Annotated in this window: 15 protein-coding genes; 3 read left to right on the plus strand and 12 right to left on the minus strand. The window is 68.5% G+C overall.

Going from position 1 to position 15,794, the window contains the following annotated elements:
* Positions 1–21 precede the first annotated feature (21 nt).
* From AC1HC7_RS17295 to AC1HC7_RS17310, 4 genes are all read right to left on the minus strand, one after another.
* A complete protein-coding gene (locus AC1HC7_RS17295; RefSeq protein ID WP_479498105.1) occupies positions 22–825 on the minus strand; it encodes an ABC transporter permease in 804 nt (267 codons plus the stop codon).
* A complete protein-coding gene (locus tag AC1HC7_RS17300; RefSeq protein WP_479498104.1) occupies positions 818–1,768 on the minus strand; it encodes an ABC transporter permease in 951 nt (316 codons plus the stop codon). Before AC1HC7_RS17300 ends, AC1HC7_RS17295 begins: the two co-directional genes overlap by 8 nt.
* Positions 1,768–2,880, minus strand: a complete 1,113-nt coding sequence (locus AC1HC7_RS17305) for an ABC transporter ATP-binding protein (protein ID WP_479498103.1) — start codon at positions 2,878–2,880, stop codon at positions 1,768–1,770. Before AC1HC7_RS17305 ends, AC1HC7_RS17300 begins: the two co-directional genes overlap by 1 nt.
* Before the next feature lie 102 nt (positions 2,881–2,982).
* Positions 2,983–3,846, minus strand: coding sequence for a helix-turn-helix transcriptional regulator (locus tag AC1HC7_RS17310; RefSeq protein WP_479498102.1), 864 nt, complete (start codon positions 3,844–3,846; stop codon positions 2,983–2,985).
* Between the two features lie 111 nt (positions 3,847–3,957).
* Between AC1HC7_RS17310 and AC1HC7_RS17315 the strand changes: the two genes are divergently transcribed.
* Positions 3,958–4,848 carry an alpha/beta hydrolase family protein gene (locus AC1HC7_RS17315; RefSeq protein ID WP_479498101.1) on the plus strand — a complete coding sequence of 297 codons (891 nt, stop codon included), beginning with the start codon at positions 3,958–3,960 and terminating at the stop codon, positions 4,846–4,848.
* Positions 4,849–4,899: 51 nt separating this feature from the next.
* Here AC1HC7_RS17315 and AC1HC7_RS17320 read toward each other — a convergent pair whose 3' ends face one another.
* The 4 genes from AC1HC7_RS17320 to AC1HC7_RS17335 all read right to left on the minus strand — a co-directional run bounded on the left by AC1HC7_RS17320 (position 4,900) and on the right by AC1HC7_RS17335 (position 8,093).
* Positions 4,900–5,343, minus strand: coding sequence for a c-type cytochrome (locus AC1HC7_RS17320; RefSeq protein WP_479498100.1), 444 nt, complete (start codon positions 5,341–5,343; stop codon positions 4,900–4,902).
* Positions 5,344–5,390: 47 nt separating this feature from the next.
* Positions 5,391–5,738: an SHOCT domain-containing protein gene (locus tag AC1HC7_RS17325; protein WP_479498099.1), complete on the minus strand. Its 348-nt coding sequence runs from the start codon at positions 5,736–5,738 to the stop codon at positions 5,391–5,393.
* Positions 5,739–5,878: 140 nt separating this feature from the next.
* Positions 5,879–7,363, minus strand: a complete 1,485-nt coding sequence (locus AC1HC7_RS17330; RefSeq protein WP_479498098.1) for a multicopper oxidase family protein — start codon at positions 7,361–7,363, stop codon at positions 5,879–5,881.
* Between the two features lie 304 nt (positions 7,364–7,667).
* Entirely contained in the window at positions 7,668–8,093 is a 426-nt protein-coding gene (locus tag AC1HC7_RS17335; protein WP_479498097.1) for a MerR family transcriptional regulator, read from the minus strand.
* 82 nt (positions 8,094–8,175) lie between these two features.
* Here AC1HC7_RS17335 and AC1HC7_RS17340 point away from each other — a divergent pair, with 82 nt between their 5' ends.
* Entirely contained in the window at positions 8,176–10,287 is a 2,112-nt protein-coding gene (locus AC1HC7_RS17340) for a heavy metal translocating P-type ATPase (RefSeq protein ID WP_479498096.1), read from the plus strand.
* Positions 10,288–10,407: 120 nt separating this feature from the next.
* Positions 10,408–11,079: a hypothetical protein gene (locus AC1HC7_RS17345; protein WP_479498095.1), complete on the plus strand. Its 672-nt coding sequence runs from the start codon at positions 10,408–10,410 to the stop codon at positions 11,077–11,079.
* 7 nt (positions 11,080–11,086) lie between these two features.
* On the opposite strand, the gene AC1HC7_RS17350 is transcribed toward AC1HC7_RS17345, so the two are convergent.
* The 4 genes from AC1HC7_RS17350 to odhB form a co-directional block, all read right to left on the minus strand.
* The gene (locus tag AC1HC7_RS17350) at positions 11,087–12,736 is read right to left on the minus strand and encodes a tetratricopeptide repeat protein (RefSeq protein WP_479498094.1); all 1,650 of its coding nucleotides are present in this window, start codon (positions 12,734–12,736) and stop codon (positions 11,087–11,089) included.
* 103 nt (positions 12,737–12,839) lie between these two features.
* Positions 12,840–13,268, minus strand: a complete 429-nt coding sequence (locus AC1HC7_RS17355; protein ID WP_479498093.1) for a GFA family protein — start codon at positions 13,266–13,268, stop codon at positions 12,840–12,842.
* Positions 13,269–13,539: 271 nt separating this feature from the next.
* Positions 13,540–14,937 carry a dihydrolipoyl dehydrogenase gene (gene lpdA / locus AC1HC7_RS17360; RefSeq protein WP_479498092.1) on the minus strand — a complete coding sequence of 466 codons (1,398 nt, stop codon included), beginning with the start codon at positions 14,935–14,937 and terminating at the stop codon, positions 13,540–13,542.
* Positions 14,938–15,024: 87 nt separating this feature from the next.
* Positions 15,025–15,794, minus strand: a 770-nt coding sequence (gene odhB, locus AC1HC7_RS17365; protein WP_479499266.1) for a 2-oxoglutarate dehydrogenase complex dihydrolipoyllysine-residue succinyltransferase, incomplete at its 5' end; no start/stop codon positions are given.

Raw genomic sequence — 15,794 nt, forward strand, 5'->3', positions numbered from 1 at the left:
CCTCCTGTTGATGAGTGTTGATCATTTCGCCCGTCGCCTCTGCAAGAAGAAGAACACGGCGACGAAGACGATCGAGGCGACAAGCAGCACCGTCGACACCGCGTTGATTTCCGGAGTGATGCCGCGCCGGATGGCGCCGAGGATGTAGATCGGCAGCGTGGTCTCGCCCGGGCCGGCCACCATCAGCGTGATGATCACGTCGTCCAGCGACACCACGAAGGCCAGCATCGCCCCGGCGACGATCCCCGGCGCCAGCAGCGGAAACGTCACCTTCCAGAACACCTTCGCCGGCGGCGCATACAGGTCCGCCGCCGCCTGCTCCAGCGTCAGGGTCATGTCCTCCAGCCGCGCGCGGATCGGCATGTAGGCGAAGGGGATGCAGAACACCGTATGCGCCAGCATCAGGTAGCCGATGCCGGTGACCCCGGTCAGCTGCTTGATCAGCGCGAACAGCGACAGCGAGGCGATGGCGGTGACGATCTCGGGGATCATCAGCGGCTGGTTGATCACCGCATAGGCCAGATACATGCCACGATAGGGCCGCGTGCGGGTGGTGGCCAGCGCCGCCATGGTGGCGAAGATCGTGCCGAAGACCGCGGCGACGAAGGCGACCTTCAGCGACACCCCGGCGGCGGCGCGGATGCCGTCATTGTCGAACGCCTCGAAATACCAGCGCAGCGAAAATTCGGTGAACTTCACCACCGACCGGTTGTCGTTGAACGAGAACGCCACCAGCATCAGGATCGGCGCGTAAAGCGCGAACAGGCAGAACCAGGCGATCTCGGTGAAGCCGGTCTGGCGGCGCAGGTCGAAGCGTCTAGCCATGGCGTGCGCTCTCCCGCCCGGCATGGCGCGCGTAAAGCATCAGCGCCAGCATCACCACCGCCATCAGGATCAGCGCCGCCGCCGACCCGAAGGGCCAGTTGCGCGAGGATCCGAACTGAATGGCGATCAGGTTGCCGATCATCAGCTTCTTGCCGCCGCCCAGCAATTCGGGCGTGATATAGGCGCCGAGCCCCGGGATGAACACCAGGATGCAGCCCGCGACGATCCCCGGCTTTGACAGCGGCAGGATGACTTTCGTCAGCACTTTCCAGCGGTTGGCGTATAGATCGAAGGCCGCCTCGATCAACCGCAGATCCAGTTTTTCGAGACTGGCGTAGAGCGGCAGCACCATGAACGGCAAATAGCTGTAGATCAGGCCAATGAACACTGCCGTGTCGGTGTAGAGAATCGCGATGGGTTTCTCGATCAGCCCCGCATCCATCAGCGCCAGGTTGACCACCCCCTGATCGCGCAGGATGATCAGCATGGCGTAGGTGCGGATCAGCAGGTTGGTCCAGAACGGCAAGGTGATGAGAAACAGCCAGAAATTGCGCTGATCCGCCGGTTTCGAGGCGATGTAATAGGCGGTCGGATAGCCGAGGATCAGCGCCCCGATGGTGGCTCCGAAAGACAGCCCAACGGATCGCGCGAAGATCGACAGATACGACCAGTTGAAGGACAGGGTGTCGTCGAAGATGTCGCGCTCGACGAAGAACTGGACATAGGCGTCAAGCGAAAACACCCATTCCACGCCGCCGAACGACCCCGGTTTCAGGAACGAATACACCAGCGTGATCGACAGCGGCATCAGCCCGAACAGCCCGATGACGATCAGCCCCGGCGCCAGCAGCAGCAGCCGCGTGTTGCGTCGGCGTCTGGCGTCCAGCGCGCGGGCCGCGGTCAGGGCGGCGCCGGGCGCCTCGGATCCGGACCCCGCCGCCATCAGTCGCCGAGCGCCCGCGCGCCGCCCTCGTCGATGCGAAAGGCGATCCGGTCGCCGACCGCGTGCCCGCCGGCGTCGCCCTGCAGCCGCAGGATGAACGCCGCCCCGTCGCCCAGGGTCAGGTGGATATTGGCCCCGGCCCCGAAAAACACCACATGGGTCACGGTCCCGTGCAGCGCATTGTCCGCGGATGCGTCGCATTCGCGGGCTTTCTCGGGGCGGATCGCGACGCTGACGCGGTCGCCCGCCATGCTCGCCCCGGGCAGGAAAATCTCGGCCTCGCCGCCCAGCCGCACGGTGAGTCCGCCCGCCTGATCCCGCAGGGGCAATCCGGTCAGGATGTTGATGTCGCCGATGAAATCGGCAACGAAACGATTTGCCGGGGCATTGTAGATGTCCTGCGGCGCGCCGATCTGCTGCACTTTGCCTGCATTCATCACCGCAATCCGGTCGGACATGGTCAGGGCTTCCTCCTGATCATGGGTGACGAAAACGAAAGTGATGCCGGTCTCGTCCTGCAGCCGCTTCAGTTCCAGCTGCATCTCCTTGCGCAGCTTCAGATCCAGCGCCGCCAGCGGTTCGTCCAGCAGCAGCACCCGGGGCTGCGGGGCCAGCGCCCGGGCCAGCGCCACGCGCTGCTGCTGCCCGCCCGACAGCTGATCCGGGGCGCGGTCCGCCAGCGGTTCAAGCCGCACCAGTTCCAGCATCCGCTGCACCGCCGCGGCGGTCTTTTCCCTGCTCCAGCCCAGCATCTCCAGCCCGAAACCGATATTCTGCGCCACGTTCAGATGCGGAAACAGCGCGTAGCTCTGAAACACCGTGTTCACCGGGCGCTTGTGGGGCGGCAGATGCGCGATTTCCTCGCCATGCAGCAGCACGCCGCCCTGATCCGGCAATTCGAACCCGGCGATCATCCGCAAGAGCGTGGTCTTGCCGCAGCCCGAGGGGCCCAGAAGGGTGAAGAATTCGTTCTGCCGGATGTCGAGCGACACGTGATCGAGCGCGATGATCCGCGCCGCGCCGCGCCCGAAACCCTTGACCAGGCCGCGCGCTGAAATCGCCGGCGCCTCGCCCGCCGCGTCACCCGTGGAAAAATCCCGCCGCCTGCCCATCGCCGCCCCGTTCCGCGCCCGCCCGCTGGGGCGCGCCATGGGTCCGAGGATAGGAACCCGGCGGCGATGCGGTAAATACCCCCGAGGGGGTAGACCCCCGGCTCAGCCGAACAGGCTGTCGAAGAAGGCGTGGAACAGTTCCCCCTGCGACGAGATCCGCAGCTTGCGATACAGGTTCTTGCGGTGGATCTTCACCGTGCCCACCGACACCCCGGCCCGCGCCGCGATCGAGCGCGAGGAATGGCCTTTCAGGATCAGATTGGCGACTTCGCGTTCGCGCGGCGTCAGCGCCCCCTGCCCGAATTTCGCCAGCGCCGCGTCGACGCCCTGACTGGCGGACGCGTCGGCCCCGGCGCGCCGGGCGCGGGCGAAATGCTGCATGTTGAGCGCCGCGAACACCGGCAGCAGACGGCGAAACGCGTCGATGTCGGCGCGGGAGAACCGGCGTTCCCGCTGCCGCCGGCCCAGCGAATAGAACAGCGCCCGCGCCTCGGTCAACCGCACGAAGATCCCCAGTTCGTCCTGCAGGCGCAGGCTCTTGTAATAGAGCTTGTAATAGGTCGAGCGATGAAACCGGTCCGGCGCCACCTCGGCCAGCGTGGCGACGCGGGTCGCGCGGTCCTTCAGGTGGCTGTCAAAGAACGGATCCAGCAGATAGGCGCGGTCCAGATAGGTGTCGACCACGTCAAAGCGCCGCGCCGCGGGCACGTTGTCATAGACATGGGTCGGCTGGCGGCGGCCGTCCAGTTCGGTGACGAAGACCCCCATGAAGTTCACATTGGCGCGCAGCCAGTCGCTGATCGCGGCGAAGAAATCCTCCGTGCCGATCGCCAGAATCGCGCCCGCCAGCGCATGGTCCGCCTTTGGTCGCGCGCGTTTTTCCGATTTGTCCATGCCAAGGCCGAAGAACCCGATTTCACCGCCGCCGCAATGATGCGCCCGCGGCGGCGGATTGGCCAGAGTCATGCGCCGCCGCTTGTTCTCCGCCGGGGGCGGGCGTAGACAAATGCGAATCAACCGGGCGAATCTGCAGTGAGGGTGAGCAAGGCGATCATGCGTGAACCAATTGGAAACACAGTGAAAATACTGGCGACGGTTTTGGCGGCGCTGATCATGGGCGCCAGCGCCGCGCCGGGGCAGGCGGTGGCGCCGGGCCTGCACAACAGCACCAGGGTCTTCACCGATCCGGCGGAGATGACCGGGCTGGAGGCCTCCGATCCGGCGGAAACGGCCCGGACCTGGGCGGCGGCGATCATCCGGGTTCCCGACGGCGCCGGGGGGTCGCGCGCCACCACGCTCGCCGATCTGAAACGCGACATGGCCGGGCGCGCCGACAAGCTGGCGGCGCTGATCTATCTGCATGGATGCAGCGGCGTCTGGGAGGGCACGCTGCGGCGGATCGAATTCTACGCCGACAACGGCTTTCTGGTGATCGCCCCGGCCAGTTTCGCGCGGCTCAAATATCCGAAATCCTGCGATGTCGCCACCAATCGCGGCGGGCTGTATCGCGGCACGCTGGTCATGCGCCAGAAAGACGCCGGCCACGCCATCGAGCAGGCCCGCGCGCTGCCCTTCGTGGACGGGTCGCGCATCGTGCTGGCCGGGCTCAGTCAGGGCGGTGTCGCCACGGCGACGTTCCGCGCCGAGAACGACCGCCAGAAGACCAGCGCCCGCATCGTCGAGGGCTGGACCTGCAACGCCGGCTGGCCTGAATACAAGGGCGTTGCGGCGGGCCCTGACGAACCGGTGCTGACGCTGGTCGGGGCCAGGGATCCGTGGTTTCAGACCCCGTGGACCAAGGGTGATTGCGGGAGGTTCCTCGACAAGGAAAACGGCAGCAAGTCAGTGGTTTACACCGAGGGAGAGCTGGCCTGGCGGCATGAGCTTCTGGACCTCGGCGCCCCGCGTCGGGAGGTGCTGGATTTCCTCGCCGCGCAGCTGAAGCCCGCCCCGGCGGCGCAGGAGTGACGCCCGCGCCCGCCGCGCCCGCCCCGGTCCCCCGGGACGGGCGCGGCGGGGTCAGTTGACGCCGTTGGCGCGCTGGATCTCGCGCACATAGGCGAGGATGTAGGTGACCTCGTTGTTGGTCACGGTCTTGACCGGCGGCATGTTGCCGAATCGCCAGTGATGGGCCTGCACGCCGCGCTTGGCGGCGATCAGGAACGCCGCGTCCGCGTGATGCCCGGGGCGGTAGATCTGGTGGATGAAAGGCGGCCCCCGGTCGGTGCCCGCCGCGTTGGCCCCGTGGCAGGCGGCGCAATTGGCGTCGAACAGCGCCTTGCCCTGTTGCGCCTTGGCCGACAGCGTCGGGATGGTCAGCGCGCCATCCACCGCGCCGTCATTCACGTCGCTGGCCATGGTGCGGGCGCCGCCGCCGCCGCCGTTGTTCTGGCTCATCCACCAGTAGCCGCCGCCGAGCACGGCCAGCGCCAGCCCGCCGGCGATCAGGAATTGCTTGTTCATGCACTGTCTCCCCGCAGCCCGGGTCCCGGGTCCGCGTCCTTGTCCGATCAGTCGAGCAGCTTGCGGCGCTCATCGAATTCCGCGCTGTCGATCTCGCCCTTGGCGAAGCGTTCGCGCAGGATCTTCAGGGCCTGGTCCGCGTCGTTCGAGGGCGCGTCGCCGCCGCTGGCGCCGCTGGCGCCGCCGCCGAGAAACCGGACGGTCAGGACCACGAGCCCGATGATCAGCCCCAGGAAGACCAGCATCATGATCGGCCCGAAGAACCAGCCGCCCCAGCCCATGCCGCCGCCCCAGCCCATGCCGTGACCGCCGTAATACACGCCGCCCGCATCGGCCAGGGCCGCGCCGGCGATTGTCGTCAGTGCGAGCGTCAGCGTCGCCAGTGTGGTTTTCATTTTCGTCTCCTTGGGTTGGCGCCGGTCCGCGTCGCGGCGGCGATTTGGCGTCGGAAGCATCGGTCGGCGGGGGGCCGGGGCGCGTCGATCCGCGCCCCGGCCGTTGACGTCGCCCCGCCGATTCCGGATCACGCCCCGGATCAAGCGGTGACGGCGAATTGCCCCATCATCCCCGCGTCCTCGTGTTCCAGAATATGGCAGTGATACATGTAGGGGCGATCCGGGTCGGCGTAGTCGGCGAAGCCCAGCAGCAGGCGCACCCGATCGCCGGGGGCGACGACGATGGTGTCCTTCAGCCCCGCTTCGGCGGCGGAAGGCGGCGCGCCGTTGCGGTCGAGCACCCGGAACTGCACGTCGTGGATATGGAACGGATGCGCGAGCATGGTGGGGTTCTCGATCACCCAGATTTCCTCGGTGTCCCGGCGCACCGTCACGTCGACGCGGTTCATGTCCATGGCGCGGCCGTTGATCCCCATGGCGTCGTCGCCGCCCATCATCATCGCCGGCCCCATGGGCATGTCGAGCCGGAAGCGCCGCGTCGCGACGGCGCGCGACGGGTCGGGGGGCGCCAGCGTCGCCAGCGCGGCGGGCAGGATCAGGCGCTTGCGCCGGGCCGCGTCGGGGCGGATGTCGAGCGCGTCGAAATCGATGTCGCCGCCGCCCATCATCCGGCCCATCATGCCGCCGGCCATGCCCGCGGCGCGCGGCGTCCCGGCCAGCAGGCGCACCGGGCGCCCGTCGGACAGGTCGACGACGATCTCCGCGCGCTCGCCGGGGGCGAGGTCGATGGCGGCGGTCTCCACCGGGCGTTCCAGCAGCCCGCCGTCGCTGGCGATCAGATGGAACCGCCGCCCGTCGCTGAACGACAGGGCGTAGAAGCGGGCGTTGGAGCCGTTGAGGATGCGCAGCCGCAAGCTGTCGCTGCGCGCGACGAAATACGGGTTCGCCGTGCCGTTCACCAGCAGCGCGTCGCCGCGCATCCCCATCATCCGATCCGGCATCGAGGACAGGTAGTCGAACGAGCCGTCATCGTTGAATCGCCGATCCTGCAGCACCAGCGGCACGTCGTCCACGCCGTAATCCCGCGGCAGGTCCGGCGCGGCGGCGGCGTCCTCGACGATCATCATCCCGGCGAGCCCATGGAACACCTGCGCGCCGGTCTCGTGCAGCATATGCGAATGATACCAGAAGGTTCCGGCGCGTTGGCGGATCTCGAACTCCGGCCGCCAGACCGCGCCCGGCGCGATGGTCTGGTGCGGCCCGCCATCCTGCGCGGCGGGCAGGTGCAGCCCGTGCCAGTGCAGCGTCGTGGTCCAGTCCAGATCGTTGGCGACGTTGAATCGCACCCGCTCGCCGGCCGTCAGCCGCAGGGTCGGGCCGAGGTAATCGCCGTTGATCCCCAGGGTCGGGGTCTCGACGCCCTCGTAGAACCGCGAGACCCCCTGCCGGATGCGCAGATCGTATTGCCGCGCGCCGTCGCGGGGCGCGCCCTCGGCCAGCGGCGGAATCGCCAGCGGGCGCGGCGGGGCGGCGCGCCGCCCCTGCGACCATCCATAGCCGCCATAGGCGAGCGCGGCGCCGCCCGCGGCCAGCAGCCCGAGCGTGGCGCGTCGCGAAATCCTCATCGACTCCTCCTTGGGCCGGGCGCCGGGCGGTTGACCTTCAAGACATTTGCGATCCGCACGCTCGACCTCCGTGTTTGCGGGCCCGATCCGCCTGGCGGGATCCGGGATCGGGGTTTCGGGCGTTCAACGGACGGCGCCGCGCGTTCCGTCGCCCCGTGTCCGGCCCCTGTCCGGCCCCGTGTCCGGCCCCGTGTCCGGCCCCGTTCGGCGCCCATCGTTCCGGTCCCATGCAGGTAAGGTTTCCACCTGCTGGAAGGTCAAGTCGTCGCCGGCGGCCAATCCGTCGCAGTCGCCGGGCGCGGCCTCAGCCGTGGTGACGGCACAGGCTGTGATCCGAAAGCACGTGCAGGATGTTGCACCTGGCCGAGACATCGCCCTGGCAGTTGGCGATCATCCGCTTCAGTTCCAGCCGCATGGCGGCGAGCCGCGCGATGCGGCTTTCCACCTCGTCCAGATGCATGCGGGCGATGCGGTCGGCCTCGTCGCAGGGGCGGTCCGGGGCGTCGGACAGCGCCAGCAGGCTGCGGATGGCGGTCAGGGGAAACCCCAACTCGCGCGCATGGCGGATGAAGGCGAGCCGGCGGAGATCCTCGTCGCCATAGATGCGCTGGTTGCCGGGCGACCGCCGGGGTTCGGGCATCAGGCCGATGTCCTCGTAGTAGCGGATGGTCTGGACCTTCGCGGCCGCCGCGCGCGCCAGATGCCCGATGGAGAAATTTTTTTCGCTCATGACGCGATCCCCCCCTTGAACCTACAGGAACTGTAGCTGGCATATCTGGGAAGCGACACCCCGGAATGCAAATGAGGGCCTCATGGCCGACAGGCATGTTTTCACCGTCGAGGGCATGGATTGCCCAAGCTGCACCGCCAAGATCGAGGGCGCGGTCTGCGCCATGCCCGGCGTCGGCGCGGTCAGTCTGAACTATTCAAGCCAGCGGCTGAGCCTGGAGCTGGACGCGACCGGAACCAGCGCCGACATGGTGGCGCGGGCGGTGGAAAAGCTCGGCTACAAGGTGATCCGCCCCGGCGACCGGCCGGACGACGCGCCCGAACCGGCCTGGCATCAGACCGCCAAGGGGCGGCTGGTGCTGCTCACCGGTCTGGCGCTGGCGGCGGCGGCGGCGCTGTCCTTCGCCGCTCCTCAATACGCGGGCTGGGTGTTCGCCGCGGCGGCGCTGGCGGCGCTGGCGCCGCTGGCGCGCAAGGCGTGGATGGGGGCGCTGGCCGGACAGCCCTTCACCATCGAGACCCTGGTGACCATCGCCGTGATCGGCGCCGTGATCATCGACGAGGCGCCCGAGGCCGCGGTGGTGGTGTTCCTGTTCTCGGTCGGCGAACTGCTGGAGATGATGGCCGCGTCCCGTGCGCGGCGATCCGTGCGGGCGCTGGCGGATCTGGCCCCGAAAACCGCGTTTCTGGTCCTGGAAGGCGAATCCGTCGAGGTCCCGGCCGACAGCCTGCAGGTCGGCGACGTGGTGGAGATCCGCGCCGGGGCGCGCGCGCCGGCGGATGGCGAGATCATCGAAGGCGAGACCTCGATCGACGAATCCATGATCACCGGCGAATCGATCCCCCGGCGCAAGCAGGTGGGCGACGGGGTCTATGCGGGTTCGGTGAACGCCGACGGGGTGATCCGGGTGCGGGTGGAAAAGACCGTGGCCGACAACATGATCGCGCGCATTCTGCACATGGTCGAGGAGGCGGAGGCCGCCAAGGCCCCGACCGCGCGTTTCATCGACCGCTTCAGCCGTTACTACACGCCCGGCGTGATCGTGGCGTCGGCGCTGATCGCGATCGTCCCGCCGCTGCTGCTGGGGGCCGCGTGGGGCGACTGGATCTACAAGGGGCTGGCGATCCTGCTGATCGGCTGCCCCTGCGCGCTGGTGCTGTCGACCCCGGCGGCGATCACCTCGGGGATTTCGGCCGGCGCGCGACAGGGGCTGCTGATGAAGGGCGGCGCGGTGCTGGAGGCCATCGGCAAGGCGCGGCTGGTCGGGTTCGACAAGACGGGCACGCTGACCGAGGGCAAGCCGAGGGTCACCGACGTGACCGCGTTTCAGGGCGACGAGGCGGGGCTGCTGGGGCTGGCGGCGGCGGTCGAGGCCTCGTCCTCGCACCCGCTGGCCGCCGCCATCACGGCCGAGGCGGCGGCGCGCGGCGTTGAAATCCCGCCGTCGCGCGGGGCCGAGGCGCTGCGCGGGCGCGGGGTGCGCGCGCAGGTGGCGGGGCGCGAGGTCAGCGTCGCCTCGCCCCGCTACGCCGCCGGGATCGCCGCCATGCCGCCTGCCGCGCTTGACGCGGTCGCGGCGCTGGAGGAACAGGGCAAGACCGTCGCCGCGGTGGTCGCGGACGGCGAGGCGCTGGGGCTGATCGCCCTGCGCGACGAACTGCGCGACGACGCGGTCGAGGCCATGGCGGCGCTGGGCGCGCTGGGGGTGCGCGCGGTGATGCTTACCGGCGACAACGCCCGCGCCGGCGCGGCGCTGGCGGCCCGGCTGGGCATCGAGGTCAAGGCCGAACTTCTGCCCCAGGACAAGCTTGCGGCCATCGAGGCGCTGAAGCGCGCCGCGCCGCGCGGCGCCAGCGTCGCCATGGTCGGCGACGGCATCAACGACGCCCCGGCGCTGGCGCGCGCCGATGTGGGCATCGCCATGGGCGGCGGCACGGATGTGGCGATGGAGACCGCCGACGCGGTGCTGCTGCATGACGACACCCGCGACGTGGCGGCGCTGATCGGGCTGTCGCGGGCGACCATGACCAACATCCACCAGAACATTTCCGTGGCGCTGGGGCTGAAGGCGGTGTTTCTGGTCACCACGCTGCTGGGCATGACCTCGCTGTGGATGGCGATCCTGGCGGACACCGGGGCCACGGTGCTGGTCACCGCCAACGCCCTGCGCCTGCTGGGGCATCGCGCCCGCTGAACCGGCCCGATGACCGAGGCGCGTCGCGCAGCCGTGATCCGCGCCGCCCCCCTGCAGGCTTGACGCGCCCGCGGGGGGAAGGTTTACCGAGGGCCACCCTGTTGATCGAGGACTTGCCGAATGGACCCTTCGTCGGGCGTGCTGATCCTGCTGCCCATCGGTCTCGGCCTGCTGGGCTTCGTCGAACCCTGCACCATCGGCGGGCATCTGGTGTTTCTGAAATCGCAGGAAAACCGCACCCGCGCCGCGCGGGCCCGCGCGCTGAGCGTCTTCGTCATCCTGCGCACGCTGGTCAGCGGCCTGTTCGGCGTCGCCGCGGTGCTTGTCGGCCAGAAGCTGATCGGCGCGCAGACCTGGCTGTGGCTGGTCTTCGGGTCGATCTATCTGGCGGTCGGCCTGGCCTTCGCCGCCGGCGGCGCGGGCTGGGTCCGGCACGCGGTCAATCTGGCCCCGTCCAGCTGGAAAACCGCGCAAAGCCCGGCGTTGCTGGGCGTGGCGTTCGGGCTCAACGTCCCGGCCTGCGCCGCGCCGATCCTGTTCGCGCTGCTGGGGCTGGCGGCGACCATGGACAGCCTGTGGTCGGGTTTCGCGATGATGGCGCTGTTCGGGCTGGCGCTGTCGGCGCCGCTGGCGGCGCTGACGCTGTTCGACGGGCTGGCCAGACGGCTGGAGGCGCTGGGCCGGGCGATGACCCGCCGCCGCTGGATCGGCGGCGGCGTCTTCATCCTGCTCGGCCTGTGGTCGATCTGGTTCGGGCTGTTCGTCAATCCCGAGGACTGGTCGGGCCTGTAGGCCGCGCTCAGCGGCTGCCCATCTTGCAGAAACACGATGATTTCACCGCCACGTCGGTGCGCGCCCTGGCCAGAATCAGCCGCTGGTTGATGATCTTGGCCTCCTCGGTCCGGCCCAGCCGTTGCAGGCATTCGTGGTAGCCCATCAGGCTCCAGACGTTGTCGGGGTGCTGACAGGCTCGGCTCAGGGTCGCGTCCAGCCCCAGATCGGCGCGGTAGACGGCGGCGGAATCCTCCACCCGTCCCTGTTCCAGCAGCAGCGCGCCAAGCGCGTGGCGGGTCGGCTGCATCCAGCCCCAGGGCTCGTCATAGGGCAGGTCGTCATCCATCTGCACCGATCTGCGCAGATGCGCGAAGGCGGCGTCGTAATCCTGTTTGCGATAGGCCACCTCGCCCAGCATCATTTCCCGCGCCACGGCGAGGATGTCGAGGCAGGTGTTGTTGAACACCATGCGGCTTTCGGGCACCCGCTTCACCGCCGCGTCGAACAGCGCCGCCTCGCGCTCGCCATTGGGCGCGTCGCCGCTGGCCGCATGGGCCACGGCCTTGGCGTAATGCATCATCGCCGTGGTGACGCAGAACAGGTCCTGGTCATCGGGCAGCTTCTGGTCGATGATCTCCCGCCATTTGCCAAAGCGGATATAGACGTGCTGCTTCATCGAAACGAAGCCTTCCAGCCAGTCGGCCATGGGCGGGGATTGCGTGCGCAGCAGGGCCTCGGGCAGGGTCGCGACCATCTCTTCGGCGGTCTCGATCGCCGGGGCGAACTGGCCGAGAAACATCGCCCCGTAGATCTTGAAATGATAGTCGTGGCAGCGATAGAGCGAGTAGAAATTCAGCGGCCCCTCGCGCTCCAGAAACCGGCGATCGGCGGCGATGGCGGCCGTGTTCGAGGTCACCACCCGTTCGTAATGCCCGCACAGCACGTCGATATGGGTGGGCATGTGCTGCAGATGCCCGGCGTCGGGCGCCAGACCGCGCAGCGCGTCCGCGGCCTTGAGCGCGCGTTCGGGATGCGGCGACATCTCCATCAGGTGGATGTAGATGTGCAAAAGCCCCGGATGGGTCATGCCGCCGGGGCGCGCCAGCGCGGTTTCGAGCACCTCGATGGCCTCGGCGGTGTCGGCGCCTGTCGCGATCTCGCCGGTCTTCAGGTCCCACAAGGCCCAGGGCGTGCGGTTCATGATCGCCTCGGCAAAGAACGTGGCCACGTCCGGGTCGTCGCCGAATTCGGCGTGCACGCGGCGCATGGCGTTGGCGTAATCGTCGTTCCAGAGACACATGTCCTCGCCCGGAACCCGCGCCGGGCAGCGGTGGGGCAGCGCCCCGATCAGCGCCTGTTCCAGCGGCGTCGCGTTCGGCGCGCAGCGCATGGCCTCGGCCGTGGCGTCGAAGGCGGCGGCGACCGATCGCAACGCGTCTTCCCGGTCGAAGGCCTCCCACGGCTTGTTGTAGTTGCAGCCCGAGGCGTAGGCCACGCCCCACCAGGCCATGGCGCAATCCGGGTCGGCGTCGATCGCCCGGCGAAAGCAGGCGACCGATTCCTCGTGGTTGTAGCCAAAGCACCACATCAGGCCGCGGTCGAACCAAAGCTGCGCGTCCGGCGCGGCGGTGGTGACGCGGCGGCTGTAGGCGCCGAGATCGTAATAGTCGCTCATGCATCCCCCCGGGTCGGCGAAGGCGGGCGCGACAGCCGCGCCCGCGGGTCAGTCTTGGATCAAGCGCGGATCAAGCGCGGATCAAGCGCGGATCAAGCGCGGGTCACTCTGGCAGCATCTCGCCAGACCCGCCGAATTCCGCCGGGAAATCCTTCAGCTTGGGCAGGCCGTCCTTGATGCGCAGCACCGTCTCGCCGTAGTTCAGATGCGCACTGGGTTCGAATTTCAGGCTCGGGAGCACCGCCGCGCACACGTCCACCATGCCGAGGGTCGGGTGGTCGGCCATCAGGTGGCCGCCGCATTTGGCGCAGAACTGGCGGCGGCTGAAATCGGTCTTGTTGAAGGATCCTATATGCTCGGCCCCGCGGGTGACGGTGACGGCTTCGGGCTTCCAGATGGTCCAGGCGTGCACCGGCGCCGCCGCCCAGGCGCGGCAGGATTCGCAGTGGCAATAGCCCATGCCCTCGGGCGCGCCCGAGGTTTCGATTTCAACCGCGCCGCAAAAACAGGTTCCGGTGTGTGTGTCGCTCATGATGCATCGCTTTCCCGGCCTGCGCCGCTTTATGGGTGTGCTGGAACGTTTCCAGCAGCAACCCTCAATCGGGGTCGCGCCGAAATCAAGCCGGATTTCGCTTTGCCCCCCGGGCGAGCCTCGACGCTCGGCGCCCTGCGCCGCCGCCTCGTCGGCATGGCGAAGATCGAGGGTCCGCGTCGCGCCGCTCAGGCGTGGATGGCGCCGGCAGGGTCGCGCGCGCCTCCGATTCGAGAGGCGTCCGCCGCCGATCCGGCCCGCGCCGCGCCGCTCAGGCGTGGATGGCGCCGTCGCCGCAGGCCATCGCCGCCTCGCGCATGGCTTCCGAGAAAGTCGGATGCGCGTGGCAGGTGCGGGCCAGATCCTCGGCCGCGGCGCCGAATTCCATGGCCACGCAAACCTCGTGGATCAGGTCGCCCGCCGCCGGGCCGATCACATGGGCGCCCAGAATCCGGTCGGTCTCGGCGTCAGCGAGGATTTTCACGAACCCGTCGGAGGCGAAATTCGCCTTGGCGCGGCCATTGCCCATGAAGGGGAACTTGCCGACCTTGTACTTGACCCCGGCCTCCTTCAGCTGCTCCTCGGTCTTGCCGACGGCGGCGACCTCCGGCGCGGTGTAGATCACCGACGGGATCACGTCGTAATTCACATGCCCGGCCTGACCGGCGATGATCTCGGCGACGGCGTAGCCCTCGTCCTCGGCCTTGTGCGCCAGCATCGGCCCGGCGATCACGTCGCCGATGGCGTAGCAGCCGTCCAGGCGGGTGCGGAAATGGTCGTCGATGACGATGCGGCGGCGGTCGTCAAGCTCGACGCCCATGTCGTCGAGCCCCAGCCCGTCGGTGAAGGGCCGGCGCCCGGTGGCCACCAGCACCACGTCGCAGTCGATCTTGCGCTCGGCGTCGGTCTTGCGCAGCTTGTAGCTGAGCGTCAGCCCCTCGGCGGTCTTCTCCACCCCCAGCACCGCGGCGCCGAGGGTGAATTTCAGCCCCTGCTTCTTCAGGATCCGCTGGAACTGCTTGCAGATTTCGCCATCCATGCCGGGGGTGATCTGGTCGAGATACTCGATCACCTGCACCTCGGCGCCAAGCCGCTTCCAGACCGAGCCCAGCTCCAGCCCGATCACCCCGGCGCCGATCACCACCAGGCGTTTGGGGACCTCCTTCAGCTCCAGCGCGCCGGTGGAGCTGACGATGCGCTCCTCGTCGAGCTTGATGAACGGCGGCACGGCGACGTCGGAGCCGGTGGCGATGACGATGTTTCTGGTCTTCAGCACGCCGGCGTCGTCGCCGGTGACCGTCACCTCGCCCTTGCCGGTGAGCCTGGCCCAGCCCTTGACGTAGTCGATCTTGTTCTTCTTGAACAGAAATTCGATGCCGGCGGTGTTCTGGGACACCACCTTGTCCTTGTAGCCGATCATCTCGGGCACGTTGACCGACACATCCCCGGCGGAAATGCCCATCTTGGCGAAATTGACATCCGCCTCGTGCTTCAGTTCGGAGGCGTGCAGCAGCGCCTTTGACGGTATGCAGCCGACGTTGAGGCAGGTCCCGCCCAGCGCCCCGCGCCCCTCGACGCAGGCGGTCTTCAGGCCAAGCTGGGCCGCGCGAATGGCGCAGACATAGCCGCCGGGTCCGCCGCCGACGACGATGACATCATATTCGGACATGGGGTTCTCCTCGCGTGGCCGTGGCGCGGCCGGATGTTCTGGAATGGCGCGGGCCGCGACGCGCGCGGCCCGGTGGTTGCGTGGCGGTTACAGATCCATCAGCAGGCGGCGGGGATCTTCCAGCGCCTCCTTGACGCGCACCAGGAAGGTCACCGCGCCCTTGCCGTCGACGATGCGGTGATCGTAGCTCAGCGCCAGATACATCATCGGGCGGATGACGATCTCGCCGCCGATCGCCACGGGCCGGTCCTGGATCTTGTGCATCCCCAGAATGCCCGATTGCGGCGGGTTCAGGATCGGCGAGGACATCAGCGAGCCGTAGACCCCGCCATTGGAGATGGTGAAGGTGCCGCCCTGCATCTCGGCCATGGAGAGCTTGCCGTCGCGCGCCCGCAGGCCCAGTTCGGCGATCTTCTTCTCGATGGCGGCGAAGCTCATCTGGTCGGCGTCGCGGATCACCGGCACCACCAGCCCGTTGGGCGTGCCCACGGCGACGCCCACATGGTAGTAGTTCTTGTAGACGACGTCGGCGCCGTCGACCTCGGCGTTGACGTCGGGGATTTCCTTCAGCGCATGCACGCAGGCCTTGGTGAAGAAGGACATGAAGCCGAGCTTCACGCCGTGCTTCCTTTCGAACAGCGCCTTGTATTCGGCGCGCAGCGCCATGATCGCCGACATGTCCACCTCGTTGTAGGTGGTGAGCATGGCGGCGTTGTTCTGCGCATCCTTCAGGCGGCGCGCGATGGTCTGGCGCAGGCGGGTCATGCGCACCCGTTCCTCGCGGCCCTCGTCCGAGGCGGCGACCGGGGCGCGCGGCGTCGCGGCGGCGGCGGCCGGGGCCGCGGGGGCCGGGGCGG

This window comes from Oceanicella sp., from assembly GCF_056449545.1.

Bases quoted from the DNA above. Each gene is read 5' to 3' on its own strand.
- AC1HC7_RS17295 (WP_479498105.1), bottom strand. From the start codon at position 825: ATGGCTAGACGCTTCGACCTGCGCCGCCAGACCGGCTTCACCGAGATC.
- AC1HC7_RS17300 (WP_479498104.1), bottom strand. From the start codon at position 1,768: ATGGCGGCGGGGTCCGGATCCGAGGCGCCCGGCGCCGCCCTGACCGCG.
- AC1HC7_RS17305 (WP_479498103.1), bottom strand. From the start codon at position 2,880: ATGGGCAGGCGGCGGGATTTTTCCACGGGTGACGCGGCGGGCGAGGCG.
- AC1HC7_RS17310 (WP_479498102.1), bottom strand. From the start codon at position 3,846: ATGACTCTGGCCAATCCGCCGCCGCGGGCGCATCATTGCGGCGGCGGT.
- AC1HC7_RS17320 (WP_479498100.1), bottom strand. From the start codon at position 5,343: ATGAACAAGCAATTCCTGATCGCCGGCGGGCTGGCGCTGGCCGTGCTC.
- AC1HC7_RS17325 (WP_479498099.1), bottom strand. From the start codon at position 5,738: ATGAAAACCACACTGGCGACGCTGACGCTCGCACTGACGACAATCGCC.
- AC1HC7_RS17330 (WP_479498098.1), bottom strand. From the start codon at position 7,363: ATGAGGATTTCGCGACGCGCCACGCTCGGGCTGCTGGCCGCGGGCGGC.
- AC1HC7_RS17335 (WP_479498097.1), bottom strand. From the start codon at position 8,093: ATGAGCGAAAAAAATTTCTCCATCGGGCATCTGGCGCGCGCGGCGGCC.
- AC1HC7_RS17340 (WP_479498096.1), top strand. From the start codon at position 8,176: ATGGCCGACAGGCATGTTTTCACCGTCGAGGGCATGGATTGCCCAAGC.
- AC1HC7_RS17345 (WP_479498095.1), top strand. From the start codon at position 10,408: ATGGACCCTTCGTCGGGCGTGCTGATCCTGCTGCCCATCGGTCTCGGC.
- AC1HC7_RS17350 (WP_479498094.1), bottom strand. From the start codon at position 12,736: ATGAGCGACTATTACGATCTCGGCGCCTACAGCCGCCGCGTCACCACC.
- AC1HC7_RS17355 (WP_479498093.1), bottom strand. From the start codon at position 13,268: ATGAGCGACACACACACCGGAACCTGTTTTTGCGGCGCGGTTGAAATC.
- lpdA (WP_479498092.1), bottom strand. From the start codon at position 14,937: ATGTCCGAATATGATGTCATCGTCGTCGGCGGCGGACCCGGCGGCTAT.